The organism is Pseudomonas sp. P179 (assembly GCF_000478485.2).
Classification (GTDB): domain Bacteria; phylum Pseudomonadota; class Gammaproteobacteria; order Pseudomonadales; family Pseudomonadaceae; genus Pseudomonas; species Pseudomonas aeruginosa.
Map to the genome: position 1 here is coordinate 5,908,699 of NZ_KI517354.1, position 14,061 is coordinate 5,922,759.

10 protein-coding genes and 1 pseudogene are annotated in these 14,061 nt (G+C 65.9%); 3 read left to right on the forward strand and 8 right to left on the reverse strand.

From position 1 onward, the window contains the following. The first annotated feature begins 1 nt into the window (after nt 1). The 3 genes from HMPREF1224_RS39595 (at nt 2) to oprF (ending at nt 2,649) form a co-directional block, all read left to right on the forward strand. Nucleotides 2-826, forward strand: coding sequence for a mechanosensitive ion channel family protein (locus HMPREF1224_RS39595; protein ID WP_003087830.1), 825 nt, complete (start codon nt 2-4; stop codon nt 824-826). 71 nt (nt 827-897) lie between these two features. Next, the gene (sigX, locus tag HMPREF1224_RS39600; RefSeq protein WP_019396284.1) at nt 898-1,488 is read left to right on the forward strand and encodes an RNA polymerase sigma factor SigX; all 591 of its coding nucleotides are present in this window, start codon (nt 898-900) and stop codon (nt 1,486-1,488) included. A 108-nt stretch (nt 1,489-1,596) separates the two neighbouring features. Then, nucleotides 1,597-2,649 carry an outer membrane porin OprF gene (oprF, locus tag HMPREF1224_RS39605; protein ID WP_003087843.1) on the forward strand — a complete coding sequence of 351 codons (1,053 nt, stop codon included), beginning with the start codon at nt 1,597-1,599 and terminating at the stop codon, nt 2,647-2,649. Nucleotides 2,650-2,717: 68 nt separating this feature from the next. Here the strand turns inward: oprF and cobA are convergent, their stop codons facing one another. From cobA to HMPREF1224_RS39645, 8 genes and pseudogenes are all read right to left on the reverse strand, one after another. Next, nucleotides 2,718-3,455: a uroporphyrinogen-III C-methyltransferase gene (gene cobA / locus HMPREF1224_RS39610; protein ID WP_003087845.1), complete on the reverse strand. Its 738-nt coding sequence runs from the start codon at nt 3,453-3,455 to the stop codon at nt 2,718-2,720. Between the two features lie 11 nt (nt 3,456-3,466). Next, nucleotides 3,467-6,192: pseudogene (locus tag HMPREF1224_RS39615) on the reverse strand (molybdopterin-dependent oxidoreductase). A gap of 26 nt (nt 6,193-6,218) precedes the next feature. Beyond that, nucleotides 6,219-6,545 (reverse strand): nitrite reductase small subunit NirD, encoded by a 327-nt coding sequence (gene nirD / locus HMPREF1224_RS39620; RefSeq protein ID WP_003098054.1) that lies wholly within the window; start codon nt 6,543-6,545, stop codon nt 6,219-6,221. Between the two features lie 52 nt (nt 6,546-6,597). After that, nucleotides 6,598-9,048, reverse strand: coding sequence for a nitrite reductase large subunit NirB (gene nirB, locus HMPREF1224_RS39625; protein WP_010794038.1), 2,451 nt, complete (start codon nt 9,046-9,048; stop codon nt 6,598-6,600). 267 nt (nt 9,049-9,315) lie between these two features. Then, nucleotides 9,316-10,911, reverse strand: coding sequence for a bifunctional protein-serine/threonine kinase/phosphatase (locus HMPREF1224_RS39630; RefSeq protein WP_010794039.1), 1,596 nt, complete (start codon nt 10,909-10,911; stop codon nt 9,316-9,318). Between the two features lie 74 nt (nt 10,912-10,985). Beyond that, on the reverse strand, nt 10,986-12,197 hold the full coding sequence (locus tag HMPREF1224_RS39635) for a NarK family nitrate/nitrite MFS transporter (protein ID WP_010794040.1): 1,212 nt from the start codon (nt 12,195-12,197) through the stop codon (nt 10,986-10,988). Between the two features lie 353 nt (nt 12,198-12,550). After that, nucleotides 12,551-13,246: a polysaccharide lyase family 7 protein gene (locus tag HMPREF1224_RS39640; RefSeq protein ID WP_003087865.1), complete on the reverse strand. Its 696-nt coding sequence runs from the start codon at nt 13,244-13,246 to the stop codon at nt 12,551-12,553. A gap of 229 nt (nt 13,247-13,475) precedes the next feature. Further along, nucleotides 13,476-14,054, reverse strand: a complete 579-nt coding sequence (locus tag HMPREF1224_RS39645) for an ANTAR domain-containing response regulator (protein ID WP_003087868.1) — start codon at nt 14,052-14,054, stop codon at nt 13,476-13,478. Nucleotides 14,055-14,061 lie beyond the last annotated feature (7 nt).

The following is a 14,061-nucleotide window of genomic DNA, read 5'->3' on the forward strand; positions in this document are numbered from 1 at the left end:
CATGCAATTCGATATCTGGACCCAGAGCTTGCTGACCGCGATGAACACCCTGTGGGGCAAGCTGGCAGGCTTCATCCCCAACCTGCTCGGCGCCCTGGTGGTCGTTCTGCTCGGCTTCGTCATCGCCAAGCTGCTCGATGCGCTGCTTTCCAAGCTGCTGGCCAAGCTGGGCCTGGACCGGCTGATGGGTGGCACCGGCCTGACCAAGCTGCTGGCCCGGGTCGGCATCCAGGTTCCGGTCTCGACGCTGGTCGGCAAGATCGTCTACTGGTTCGTACTGCTCGTCTTCCTCGTATCCGCCGCCGAGTCGCTCGGCCTGCAGCGGGTATCCGCCACGCTGGACGTCCTCGCCCTGTACCTGCCCAAGGTGTTCGGCGCGGCCCTGGTGCTGATCGTCGGCGTGCTCCTGGCGCAACTGGTGAACAGCGTCGTGCGCGGCGCGGCGGACGGCGTCGGCCTCGAATACGCGAACGGCCTGGGGCGGATCGCCCAGTGGCTGGTCATCATCATCAGCATCTCGGTGGCGGTGGGGCAGCTCGAGGTCAAGACCGACCTGCTCAACTACATCATCGCCATCGTCCTGATCACCGTCGGCCTGGCCGCTGCGCTGGCCCTGGGCCTGGGCAGCCGCGAGGTCGCCGGGCAGATCATTGCAGGAATCTACGTCCGCGAGCTGTATCAGGTCGGACAACAGGTGAAAGTGGGTGACGTTGAAGGCACTATTGAAGAGATAGGTACGGTCAAGACCATCCTGCTGACGGAAGAGGGAGAGCTTGTGTCGCTGGCCAACCGTCTACTGCTCGATCAGCGAGTTACCAGCCGCTGATCCGGGAGAGATAATGGACGTGGCTGCTCTGCAGGGCGGCCCGGCTTACGATATGACTGGCCTGATTTCACTTGAATAAGCCTCACCCCCTGTCACAGCGGTATGACCCACGCCAGCTTTCCGATGAAGAGCTGGTCCAGCGTGCGCACTCGGAGCTGTTCCACGTGACGCGCGCCTATGAAGAATTGATGCGGCGTTACCAGCGCACGCTGTTCAACGTCTGTGCCCGCTACCTGGGCAACGACCGCGACGCGGACGACGTGTGCCAGGAGGTGATGCTGAAAGTTTTGTACGGGTTGAAGAACTTTGAGGGCAAGTCGAAGTTCAAAACGTGGCTATATAGCATCACGTACAACGAGTGCATCACGCAGTACCGCAAGGAGCGCCGCAAGCGCCGATTGATGGATGCGCTCAGCCTCGACCCGCTGGAGGAGGCTTCCGAGGAGAAGTCGCCGAAGGTTGAGGAGCGGGGCGGATTGGATCGTTGGCTCGTCCATGTCAATCCGATAGATCGGGAGATTCTGGTTCTTCGCTTCGTCGCGGAACTGGAGTTTCAGGAGATAGCGGATATCATGCACATGGGTCTGAGTGCGACGAAAATGCGCTACAAGCGGGCACTGGACCGCCTGCGCGAAAAGTTTTCAGATGCGACCGAAACATAGTTGGGTAAATATTGTCTCTCTATGCGGGAAGTTCTGATAAACTTGCCACCCAAGTTGTGCGGCTGATTGTTGGACAACTAACTGACCATCAAGATGGGGATTTAACGGATGAAACTGAAGAACACCTTAGGCGTTGTCATCGGCTCGCTGGTTGCCGCTTCGGCAATGAACGCCTTTGCCCAGGGCCAGAACTCGGTAGAGATCGAAGCCTTCGGCAAGCGCTACTTCACCGACAGCGTTCGCAACATGAAGAACGCGGACCTGTACGGCGGCTCGATCGGTTACTTCCTGACCGACGACGTCGAGCTGGCGCTGTCCTACGGTGAGTACCATGACGTTCGTGGCACCTACGAAACCGGCAACAAGAAGGTCCACGGCAACCTGACCTCCCTGGACGCCATCTACCACTTCGGTACCCCGGGCGTAGGTCTGCGTCCGTACGTGTCGGCTGGTCTGGCTCACCAGAACATCACCAACATCAACAGCGACAGCCAAGGCCGTCAGCAGATGACCATGGCCAACATCGGCGCTGGTCTGAAGTACTACTTCACCGAGAACTTCTTCGCCAAGGCCAGCCTCGACGGCCAGTACGGTCTGGAGAAGCGTGACAACGGTCACCAGGGCGAGTGGATGGCTGGCCTGGGCGTCGGCTTCAACTTCGGTGGTTCGAAAGCCGCTCCGGCTCCGGAACCGGTTGCCGACGTTTGCTCCGACTCCGACAACGACGGCGTTTGCGACAACGTCGACAAGTGCCCGGATACCCCGGCCAACGTCACCGTTGACGCCAACGGCTGCCCGGCTGTCGCCGAAGTCGTACGCGTACAGCTGGACGTGAAGTTCGACTTCGACAAGTCCAAGGTCAAAGAGAACAGCTACGCTGACATCAAGAACCTGGCTGACTTCATGAAGCAGTACCCGTCCACTTCCACCACCGTTGAAGGTCACACCGACTCCGTCGGCACCGACGCTTACAACCAGAAGCTGTCCGAGCGTCGTGCCAACGCCGTTCGTGACGTACTGGTCAACGAGTACGGTGTAGAAGGTGGTCGCGTGAACGCTGTTGGTTACGGCGAGTCCCGCCCGGTTGCCGACAACGCCACCGCTGAAGGCCGCGCTATCAACCGTCGCGTTGAAGCCGAAGTAGAAGCTGAAGCCAAGTAATCGGCTGAGCCTCTAAGGAAAAACCCGGCCCAGGCCGGGTTTTTCTTTGCCTGGAAAAAGACCGCTCGTCAGGCGCTCAGGGAAATCGGTTGCGACACGATGTCGCGGGTTACTTCGCCGATCACCAGGATCGCCGGGCTTTTCAAGGCGAAACGTCCGGCGTCCCGCAGTAGCTCGCCGAGGTTGCTGCGGCATTCGCGCTGGTTGCCCAGGGTGGCGTTCTCGATCATCGCCAGCGGCGTATCCTCGGCCATGCCTCCAGCCAGCAGCCCGGCCTGGATCTCCGCGAGTCGGGCGACGCCCATGTAGACCACCAGCGTGGTACCGCTGCGTGCCAGGGCTTCCCAGGCCAGCGGGCTGTCGTCCTGGGTATGCGCGGTCACCAGGGTCACGCCGCGGCTGATGCCGCGGTAGGTCAGCGGTATACCGCAGGCAGTGGCGCCAGCCAGCCCGGCGGTGATGCCGTTCACTATCTCGCTGTCTATCCCGTGCCGGGCCAGCCATTCGGCTTCTTCGCCGGCGCGGCCGAAGATGCATGGATCGCCGCCTTTCAGGCGCACCACGCTGCGTCCCTGGCGGGCATGCCGCAGCATCAGGCGCTGGATGAAGTCCTGCGGTGTGGAGCGGCAGCCGCCGCGTTTGCCGACCCGGACCAGCCGGGCGGACGGACAGTGCTCCAGTATGCTCGGGTTGACCAGATCGTCGACCATCACCACATCCGCGTCCTGCAGGGCGCGAACTGCCTTCAGGGTCAACAGTTCCGGATCGCCGGGACCCGCACCCACCAGCCAGACCTTACCGCTCATCGTCGTTCTCCTCAGGCATTCGCCGCCATGGGCCGGGGGCCGCCAGCAGTCTCTTGATTTCCGGTACGCAGGAGCCGCAGCCGGTGCCGCAGCCGAACTCGCGCTTCAATCCGTCCAGGTCCAATCCGCGGGCGATGCCGCCGAGCACCGTGTGCTGGCTGACGTTCTGGCAACTGCACAGGGTCTTGCCGCCCGCACCCTGGCTGGGGCGTCCCGGTGCCGCGCCGAGTGGCGCGAGCAGCCAGCGGCGTAGCTCGCTATCGGCCCGGCCGGTAAGCCAGAGTTCTTTCAACCAGTCGCGGGCGAGGGTTTCGCCGGCGAGCCGGACGGCGACGATGCGCCCGTCTTCGAGGCGCACGCGCTTGCCGATGGCGCGCCGTGGGTCGTCGTAGGCGAGGATCGGTCCGTCGAGCAATTCGAGTTGGCGATCTATCCGCTCCAGCAGGTCTGCGCCAGGTGCCTCATGGTGTGCGGCGCTGACCAGCAGGGCGGGGCGCTCGCGTCCGGCGAGACTGAAGCTGGCGTGGTCGAAGACTTCGCACAGCGCACGGAGGGCCTCGAAACGCGCCTGGATATCGGTTTCCACCAGCGCGAACAGGCGCCAGGGCAGTTCGACGGATTCGACCTGAACCCCGGCGTGCTTGAGTTCGGGTTGTTTCGACAGGGGGTCGAACGCCGGCAGGGTCAGGACATTGCAGCCCAGGCCCTTGAGGAAGCGATCGCCCCAGTGCATCGGCAGGAAGGCCTGGCCGGGGCGCACCGAGTCGTCTGCACTCACCGGCAGGATCAGGGCGCCACGCCGGCTCTTCAGGCGCACGAGCTGCCCGTCCCGCAGTTGGCGGCGGCGCAGTTCCTCGGGATGCAGGTGCACCAGGGCCTCCTCTTCATGGCCGAACAGGCGTGCGCAGGTGCCGGTCCGGCTCATGCCGTGCCACTGGTCGCGCAAGCGTCCGGTATTGAGGGTCAGCGGGTAGCGCGCGTCACGTTTTTCCTGGGCGGCGCGGTAGGGTTCGGCGACCAGTTGCGCGCGTCCCGAGGCGGTAGGGAAGCGGCCGTCTGCATAGAGCCGTGCGGTGCCTTGCTCCGCGCCAGTGGGAAATGGCCATTGCTGCGGCCCCAGGCGGTCGAGCAGTGCGTAGCTGAGGCCGGAAAGATCAAGGTCGCGGCCGGCGGTAAGCAGCTTGTATTCGTCGAACAGGCTGCGGCTGTCGGCAAAGGCGAACAGGCCGGGTTTAGCGGGACGCAGGTGCCCTTCCAGGCGGCGCGCGAAGTCGCAGACGATGTTCCAGTCCTGGCGCGCTTCACCGGGGGGCGGAACGGCCCGACGGACATGACTGATCCGCCGTTCCGAATTGGTCACGGAGCCTTCCTTTTCTCCCCAGGATGCGGCTGGAAGCAAAAGGTCGGCGTATTGGCAGGTTTCCGTGCCGGCGAAGGCTTCCTGGACCACCACGAAGGGACAGCGGGCAAGGGCCTCGTGGATCTTGCGCTGGTCCGGCAGCGATTGCGCGGGGTTGGTACAGGCGATCCAGAGCGCCTTGATCCGGCCGTCGTGGACCGCATCGAACAGCTCGATGGCGCTGAGACCGGGGGACGTGGGCAACTGTTCCACACCCCAGTAGTGTGCCACTTCGGCGCGATGGCCGGGATCGGCGGCTTCGCGGTGGCCGGGCAGCAGATTGGCCAGGCTGCCGGTCTCGCGACCGCCCATGGCGTTCGGCTGGCCGGTGAGGGAAAACGGCCCGCATCCGGCGCGGCCGATCTTGCCGGTGGCCAGGTGCAGGTTGATCAGTGCGCTGTTCTTGGCGCTGCCGGCGCTGGACTGGTTGAGCCCCATGCACCAGAGCGAAAGGAAGCGCGGCGAACGGCCGATCCATTCGGCGCAGCGCTGCAGGTCGGCGCGGTCGATGCCGCAGATGTCGGCGACGGCGGCCGGGGTGTAGTCGCGCACCAGTTCCTTCAGGTCGGCGAAACCTTCGGTATGCTCGGCGATGAACGAACGGTCGATCCAGTCCTCCCAGAGCAGGATATGCAGGATGCCGTGGAACAGTGCGACGTCGGTGCCGGGCAGCAGCGCCAGGTGCAGGTCGGCCAGCTCGCAGGTGTCGGTGCACCGCGGGTCGATCACGACGATGCGCATCTCCGGCCGAGCGGCCTTGGCGGCCTCCAGGCGTCGGAACAGGACCGGGTGGGCGAAGGCCATGTTGCTGCCGGCGATCAGCACGCAGTCGGCGCAGTCGAGGTCTTCGTAGCTGCAGGGCGGTGCGTCGGCGCCCAGGCTGCGCTTGTAGCCGACTACCGCCGAGGACATGCACAGGCGTGAATTGCTGTCGATGTTGTTGGTGCCGACCAGGGCCCGCGCCAGCTTGTTGAAGGCGTAGTAGTCCTCGGTCAGCAACTGGCCGGATATATAGAAGGCCACGCTGTCCGGCCCGTGTTCGCGAATGGTCTCGGCGAAACGCCCGGCGGCATGTTCCAGGGCACTCTCCCAGTCGCTGCGAGCCCGCGCCAGTTGCTTGCCGAGGCGCAGTTGGGGGTACAGCGCGCGGGCCTGGAGGTCGCCGGTCAGGTGCAGGCTGGCGCCTTTGCTGCAGAGTCTGCCGAAGTTGGCCGGGTGCCGAGGATCGCCTTGCACGCCGAGGATGCGTTCGCCGTCGTGTTCGATCAGGACGCCACAACCCACGCCGCAGTAGCAGCAGGTCGAAGCGGTGGTGCGCAGCGGGGAATCTGTCGACATGCTCGGCTCCTGTTATCGGCGAGAGATCAGGCGCACAGCGCCACGCTGTCCAGGCCGAGCAGCACCCGCCCGTTCTCCACCCGCACCGGGTGGCGATGGGCGCAGCCCTGGTCCGGGGCCACGGCTTCGCCGCTCTCCAGTTCGATCTGCCAGTTGTGCAACGGACAGGCCACTCGCTTGCCGTAGATCAGGCCCTGGGACAGCGGGCCGCCCTTGTGCGGGCAGCGGTCATCGAGGGCGAAGACCTGGTCGTCGGCGGCGCGGAAGATGGCGATGTCGCCTTTCGGGCCGGCGACCACGCGCGAGCCCAGCGGGTTGATTTCATCGAGGGCGCAGATATCCAGCCAGTTCATCGGTTCACTCCGGTAGGGGGAGGGCCGCCGTGGGACGGCCCGGACAAGGGATTCAGACGTTTTCCAGTTGCTTGAGCGGAATCCGTTCGAACTCCTTCTTCAATTGCGGCTGTTCGATGCGCTGCTTCCATGGGTCCTGCTCGAAGGACAGGGCGAATTGCAGGCGGTCGTTGAGCGCCTTGCGGTTTTCCGCGTCCTCGACCACCGCCTTGCGGATGTGCTCCATGCCGACCCGCTGCAGGTAATGCACCGTGCGCTCCAGGTAGAAGGCTTCCTCGCGGTAGAGCTGGAGGAAGGCGCCGTTGTATTCGCGCACCTCTTCGGCGGTCTTGAGCTTGACGAAGAACTCCGCGACCTCGGTCTTGATCCCGCCGTTGCCGCCGATGTACATCTCCCAGCCGGAGTCCACGCCGATGATGCCGACGTCCTTGATCCCGGCCTCGGCGCAGTTGCGCGGGCAGCCGGAGACCGCCAGCTTGACCTTGTGCGGCGACCACATGTTGAACAGGTCGTGTTCCAGATCGATGCCCAGCTGCGTCGAGTTTTGCGTGCCGAAGCGGCAGAACTCGCTGCCGACGCAGGTCTTCACGGTGCGGATGGATTTGCCGTAGGCATGTCCGGAGGGCATGTCGAGGTCTTTCCAGATGGCCGGCAGGTCGTCCTTCTTCACCCCCAGCAGGTCGATGCGCTGGCCACCGGTGACCTTGACCATCGGCACCTGGTACTTGTCGGCGACGTCGGCGATGCGCCGCAACTCGGCGGCGTTGGTCACGCCGCCCCACATCCGCGGTACCACCGAGTAGGTGCCGTCCTTCTGGATGTTGGCGTGGGCGCGTTCGTTGATCAGGCGCGACTGCGGATCGTCCTTGGCTTCTCCCGGCCAGGTCGAGATCAGGTAGTAGTTCAGGGCCGGGCGGCAGGTGGCACAGCCGTTCGGGGTCTTCCAGTCCATGAAGCGCATGGCGGCGTCGAGACTGGTCAGCCGGTGTTCGCGAATGGCCTTGCGGATCTGCCCGTGGTTGAGGTCGCTGCAGCCGCAGATGGCCTTCTCGCTCTTCGGCTTGACGTCGGCGGCGCCGCCGACGGTGCTGATCAGGATCTGTTCCACCAATCCCGCGCAGGAACCGCAGGAGCTGGCGGCCTTGGTGTGTTTCTTGACTTCGTCGACGCTGAACAGGCCGTGTTCTTGTATGGCCTTGACGATGGTGCCCTTGCAGACGCCGTTGCAGCCGCATACTTCGGCCGTGTCGGGCATGCTCGCGGCGCTGTTCTGGCCCTGGTGGCCGACATCGCCGAGGGCGTTCTCGCCGAACATCAGGTGGTCGCGGATCTGCGCGACGTTGTGGTTCTCGCGGATCTGCCGGAAGTACCAGCCGCCGTCGGCGGTGTCGCCGTAGAGACAGGCGCCGACCAGTACATCGTCCTTGATCACCAGCTTCTTGTAGACGCCGCCGATGGGGTCGGAAAGGGTGATGGTCTCGCTGCCTTCGCCGCCGATGAAGTCGCCGGCGGAGAACAGGTCGATACCGGTCACCTTGAGCTTGGTCGAGGTCACCGAGCCCTGGTAGCGGGCGTAGCCGAGATGAGCCAGGTGGTTGGCGCAGACCTTGGCCTGCTCGAACAGCGGCGCAACCAGGCCGTAGGCGATGCCACGGTGGTTGGCGCATTCGCCGACCGCATAGATGCGTGGGTCGTAGGTCTGCAGGGTGTCGTTGACCAGGATGCCGCGGTTGCAGGGGATGCCCGCGCTTTCGGCCAGCTCGGTATTGGGGCGGATGCCGGCGGCCATTACCACCAGGTCGGCGGGAATCACGTCGCCGTCGTTGAACTGCACGGCACAGACCCGGCCGCTGCCGTTGTCCATCAGTTCCTGGGTCTGGGTGTTCAGGCGGAAGCGGATGCCGCGGGCTTCCAGCGCGCCTTGCAGGAGTTTGCCGGCGGTGCGGTCCAGTTGGCGTTCCAGCAGCCAGTCGGAGAGGTGCACGACGGTCACGTCCATGCCGCGTTGCTTGAGGCCGTTGGCCGCCTCCAGGCCGAGCAGGCCGCCGCCGATCACCACCGCGTGGCTGTGGGTCCGGGCGCAGTCGATCATGGCCTGGGTGTCGGCGATGTCGCGGTAGCCGATCACGCCCTGCAGGCGATTGCCGGGTATCGGCAGGATGAAGGGGAGCGAGCCGGTGGCCAGCAGCAGGCGGTCGTACTCGGCCTCGCTGCCGTCCGCGGCGACCACCCTGCGGCGAAGCCGGTCGATCTGCACCACCTTGCGGTCGAGGAGGAGCTTGATGCCGTTTTCCGCATACCAGTTGAGGTCGTTGAGGACGATTTCCTCGAAGGTCTGCTCGCCGGCCAGCACCGGGGACAGCAGGATGCGGTTGTAGTTGGGATGGGGCTCAGCGCCGAACACCGTGATGTCGTAGAAGTCCGAGTTGAGCTTGAGCAGTTCTTCCAGGGTACGGACCCCGGCCATGCCGTTGCCGACCATCACCAGCTTGATCTTCTTCATGCGGAGGAGCTCCTGCATAAGGTTGGCGCAAACAAAAAAGGCGTCCCGCTGTTGCCAGCAGGACGCCTTTGTCCAGGTCCCGTTCGGTCGGGAAACGCCGCCTCGTCGTTGAGGCAGGCGCTTTGTTGTCGATTGTCGGGAGAACCCAAGCAGGCGCCGTGCCAACTTGCGCTATTGCCTATCTCCATGGCCTTGCAGGGATAACGCGGGGCCTCCCCGCGGTCTTTCTGCCCCGTGCCGGGGCGTATCGCACCGGGCTGGTGCCTCTCAGCCCTTCAGCCAGATCAGGAGTAGCGCCAGGTTGGCGGCCAGGGACAGCAGGGCGATGGCGCGCCAGGTCTGCAGCGGTTCGCGCTCCAGCAATGGGCGGGTTGCCGCGGCCGGCAACGCTTCTCCCTGTTGCAGCGAGAGCAGCCATTCCTCGGCGGTCTCGAAGCGCTGTGCGGGGTCGCAGGCGACGGCGCGCAGCAGCAGGTCGTCGATCCAGGCCGGCAGGTCGGGGCGATAGCGGCTGGGCGGGACGGGGCGACCGAAGCGCGGGTGCTGGAAGGCTTCGATCTCGCCATAGGGATAGCGCCCGGTCAGCGCCTGGTAGAGGCAGACGCCGGTGGCGTAGAGATCCTGGCGCACCGAGGGCGAGGTGCCGGAGAAGCACTCCGGCGCCAGGTAGCTGGGCGTACCCGGTAGCAGATGGGGGTCTTCGCGCGACAATCCCGGACACCAGGCCAGACCGAAATCCAGCAGGCGCAGCTCGCCGTCGCGGCCGAGGTGGAGATTTTCCGGCTTGAGGTCGCGGTGCAGCAGATTGCGTCTATGCAACTGGCCAAGCCCGCGCAGCAGCTGGTTGGCCAGCCCCAGCCACTCCGGCAGCGACAGCGGACCATGGTTGCGCAAGCGCTCGGCGAGAGTCTCTCCAGGGTGCTCGCGCATCAGGTAATACAGATGCTGGCGCTGCGCCAATCCGTGCAGCTCGGGGAAATGCCGGCCCTGGACGCGGCGCAGGAACCATTCCTCGAGCAGCAGGGCCTGGGTTGCCAGCGGATCGTCGGCACGTGCGGCGGGAAGGGTCTTCAGCAGCCAGGGTTGGCCCTGGCCATCCTCGACCCGGTAGAGCAGGGACTGGCGGGATTCGCCGAGCAAGTGCCGGACCCGCCAGCCTTCGAAGAGCTGGCCGGGCTTCAGCGGCGGCGGCAGTGGCCAGTGGCCCAGTTGCGCGAGGGCGTCGCCGAGGCTGCCTGCGGGCACGGCTTCCACGCGTACCAGCAGGGCGCTGGCGTTGTCCTGGCTGCCTGCCAGGTGGGCGGCGCGAACCAGGGCCTCGGCGCTGCGCTGCGGCTCCTCGGCGTTGCGCAGGATGCTGCGGATGCCGCTGTCGCCCAGCGTCGCCCAGACGCCGTCGCTGACCAGTAGCCACTGGCTGCCGGGCTCCAGATCGCCTTCCAGATAGTCGACCACCAGATGCTGGTCCAGTCCCAGGGCGCGGGTCAGCACGTGTTGCATGTGCGGCTGTTCCCAGACGTGGTCGCTGGTCTGCCGGAGCAACTCGCCGTCGCGCCACAGGTAGGCCCGGCAATCGCCGACGTGGGCCAGGGTGTAGCGGGTGCCGCGCAGCACCAGGGCGGTGAGGGTGGTGAGCAGCGGCTGGCCGCCGCCGTTGGCCTGTAGCCAGCGGTTCTGCGCCAGCAGCAGGCGGTCCAGGGATTGCACGATGGCCCAGGTTTCCGGAGTCGCATAGTAATCCAGGGCCAGCGCTTGCAGGCTGCTGCGCGCCGCCAGGCCGCCATCGGCGCACTGGCTGACACCGTCGGCGATGGCCAGCAGGTGTCCCTTGCTGGCGGCCAGGGCCGGCGCCGGGGTGACCACCCGCAGCGCATCCTGGTTTTCCGTGCGAGGCCCGCAGGCGCTGGCCTCGCCAATGCTCAGTCGCAGCCCCACGCTCAGACCCGCGCGGCGGTGACCGCGGCCGAGCCCCAGGTGGTGCGCCAGCGCCGCTTCACCCCGTGGAGGCCGAACCAGGCCAGCACGCCGAGACTGGCGAACAGCCACAGGCCGAGCTGGTAGTCGCCGGTGCTTTGCTTGATCGCGCCGAGGCCGGCAGTCAGGCAGAAGCCGCCGATGCCGCCGGCCATGCCGATCAGCCCGGTCATCACGCCGATTTCCTTGTGGAAGCGCTGCGGTACCAACTGGAACACCGCGCCATTGCCGGCACCGAGACTGAGCATGGCGACCACGAACAGGCCGAGGGCGGCCATCGAGCTGGACAAGTGGAAACCGACCGCGGCGATGCAGATGGCGGCCAGGGTGTACACCATCAGCAGGCTGCGGATGCCGCCGATGCGATCGGCGAGGGCGCCACCGAGCGGGCGCATCAGGCTGCCGGCGAAGACGCAGGCGGCGGTGTAGTAGCCGGCGGTCACCGGGTTCAGGCCGTACTGGTCGTGGAAATAGCCGGGCAGGGTGCTGGCCAGGCCGAGGAAGCCGCCGAAGGTGACGCTGTAGAAGAACATGAACCACCAGCTGTCGCGGTCGCCGAGGGCTTTCAGGTAATCGCCCATGGCCTTGGGCGCCGGCCGCTGCGGGGCGTTGCGCGCGACCATGGCGAACACCAGGAGGGTCAGGACGAGCGGCAGCAGGGCGAAGCCGAACACGTTGTTCCAGCCGAACGCGGCGGCCAGGCCGGGGGCGAAGAGGGCGGCGAGCACGGTGCCGGAGTTGCCCGCGCCGGCGATGCCCATGGCCTTGCCCTGGTGTTGCGGCGGGTACCATTGCGATGCGAGCGGCAGGGCCACGGCGAAGGATGCCCCGGCGAAGCCGAGGAACAACCCCAGCAGCAGTGCCTGCGCATAGCTGTTCACGCCCAGCAGCCAGGCGGCCGCGAGGGCGGCGATGACGATGACCTGGGCGAGGATGCCGGCGCTCTTCGGCGACCAGCGATCGGCCAGCAGGCCGAGCAGGAAGCGCAGTACGGCGCCGGCGAGGATCGGCGTGGCGACCATCATCGCGCGCTGCTGGGTGCTCAGTTGCAGGTCGCCGGCAATCTGCACCCCCAGCGGGCCGAGCACGTACCAGACCATGAAGCTCAGGTCGAAATAGAGAAACGCCGCGAACAGGGTCGGCGCATGGCCGGCCTTCCAGAAGCTGTTGTTCATCGAACACCTCGTATCCAGCGGAATCGGGGCGGAACGGCCGCCCGGCGGAAGTTGCATCGCTACAAGGTGAGCGTCCGACAGCGGACCACCCACCCGCCCCGACGCTGGGGCGAAACGACGAAGACGCCACGGGCCTCTGCCGGGAAGGAGAGGCCGCGCGACGTCTTTGTCGGGGATGGGTAACCGCCGTTGGCTACCGTCTGGCAGGACGTAGCAAGCTCTTTGCCAAGTTGTCGAAAGCGCGGCGTAGAGCGGTTGCAGGGACAACCATGGCGTCGGGCGTGCACGCCGCGGTGGCAGGCGTCGGGGGCTTGCACAGGGCTGGGGCGGCGCGTCCGTGCGCCGTCGGCGGTTCAGCGATGGGCGGTGTTCAGGTGGTAGATGGTCACGCGGCTGCCTTCGCCGCTGTCGCCGGCGTTGTCGTTCACGTAGGCGCCGGCCTTGAAATAGAGCAACTGGTCGTTCCAGGCGCTGCCGAGGGTCTGGTAGTAGGCGTCCTCTTCGCCGTCCTGGCTGCGCGCGCGCACCGCCAACTCGCCGCTGGAGGTGACGCGCAGGCTGTAGTTGAAGCGCTCGCCCAGGCGTACCTGCTCGAGGATCGACACGTTGCGGCTATAGGAATCGTCCGGGTGGTTGCGTACCAGCGCCTCGACCCGGCCGAGGCCTTCCTCGGGCTTGTAGTAGTACTGCAGCTTCACCAGAGGTTCGCCGTCGTCGGTCTGTGGCGACTTGCTGTGGATCTGGCCGATGATCACCTTGTTCTTCGAGGGGACCTTCTCGACGCTCATGGTCACCCGCAATTCGTTGTCGGCCTGCCAGTAGTACCAGTTGTCGAGGCTGCCGTCGGCCTGGGTTTCGCGCAGTTCGGTGCGAGGATAGGTGCTGTCCTCGGTGTGCGAGCCGTCGATGGGCACCCAGAAGACCAGGCCGCCATCGTTGCCTTGCTGGAAGTACCGGCTCTGGTAGCCGTTGTTGAGTTGCTGGGTGGTGATCACCTGCGGGGTGGGTTCGGTGGGAATGGTAAGGTTCCAAGTGCTGAGATCGATCATGCTGAGCATCTCCTGACCGCTGAGTCGGCGGTGCGGTTCGGGCGGACGCCTGCGGCTCCTAGCCCTGGGCGTCCACTGCGGGCCTCCCTGGTCATGCTAGTCGAGGGTGGCGAGGGGGTAGCTCCCAGAACGGATAGGGCCGTTCCGGGCGCACGAGCATAGCCGCGCCGCTCTGCGCCGGGGGCCAGCAGGGTGGCTGGCGATATGATCGCCAGCTGCCCAGCCGGATTCAGCCGCCGAGCATGTCGTGCATGGCGATGATCTGCTCGGCGACCTGGATCAGCTTCTGCTGGCGGCTCATGGCCTGGCGTCGCATCAGCGTGTAGGCCTCCTCTTCGCCGCAATGCTTCATCTTCATCAGCAGGCCCTTGGCCAGCTCGATGCGCTTGCGCTCGGCCAGCTGCGCCTCGCGCGCCTGCAGTTGAGCGCGCAGCGCCTGGTCGCTCTCGAAGCGCGCCATGGCCACGTCGAGGATCGGTTGCAGGCGGCTGGCCTGGATGCCTTCGACGATGTAGGCGCTGACCCCGGACTGGATAGCGCGGCGCATCACTCCCGGATCGTGCTCGTCGGTGAACATCACGATCGGGCGCGGCTGGTCGCGGCTGACCAGGCAGACCTGCTCCATCACGTCGCGGCCGGGAGACTCCGTGTCGATCAGGATCACGTCGGGACGCAGCGCTTCGACGCGCGCCGGCAGGTCGATGGTCAGCCCCGACTCGTCCACCACTTCGAAACCGCTCTCGAGCAGGGCGGCCCTGAGGCGTCCGACTTTCTTCGGCGTGTCGTCGATCAGCAGGATACGCAGCATGGCGGGC

Excerpts from the sequence above, each read along its gene's own strand:
- HMPREF1224_RS39595 (WP_003087830.1), top strand. The coding sequence starts at position 2 with ATGCAATTCGATATCTGGACCCAGAGCTTGCTGACCGCGATGAACACC.
- oprF (WP_003087843.1), top strand. The coding sequence starts at position 1,597 with ATGAAACTGAAGAACACCTTAGGCGTTGTCATCGGCTCGCTGGTTGCC.
- cobA (WP_003087845.1), bottom strand. The coding sequence starts at position 3,455 with ATGAGCGGTAAGGTCTGGCTGGTGGGTGCGGGTCCCGGCGATCCGGAA.
- nirD (WP_003098054.1), bottom strand. The coding sequence starts at position 6,545 with ATGAACTGGCTGGATATCTGCGCCCTCGATGAAATCAACCCGCTGGGC.
- nirB (WP_010794038.1), bottom strand. The coding sequence starts at position 9,048 with ATGAAGAAGATCAAGCTGGTGATGGTCGGCAACGGCATGGCCGGGGTC.
- HMPREF1224_RS39635 (WP_010794040.1), bottom strand. The coding sequence starts at position 12,197 with ATGAACAACAGCTTCTGGAAGGCCGGCCATGCGCCGACCCTGTTCGCG.
- HMPREF1224_RS39640 (WP_003087865.1), bottom strand. The coding sequence starts at position 13,246 with ATGATCGATCTCAGCACTTGGAACCTTACCATTCCCACCGAACCCACC.
- HMPREF1224_RS39645 (WP_003087868.1), bottom strand. The coding sequence starts at position 14,054 with ATGCTGCGTATCCTGCTGATCGACGACACGCCGAAGAAAGTCGGACGC.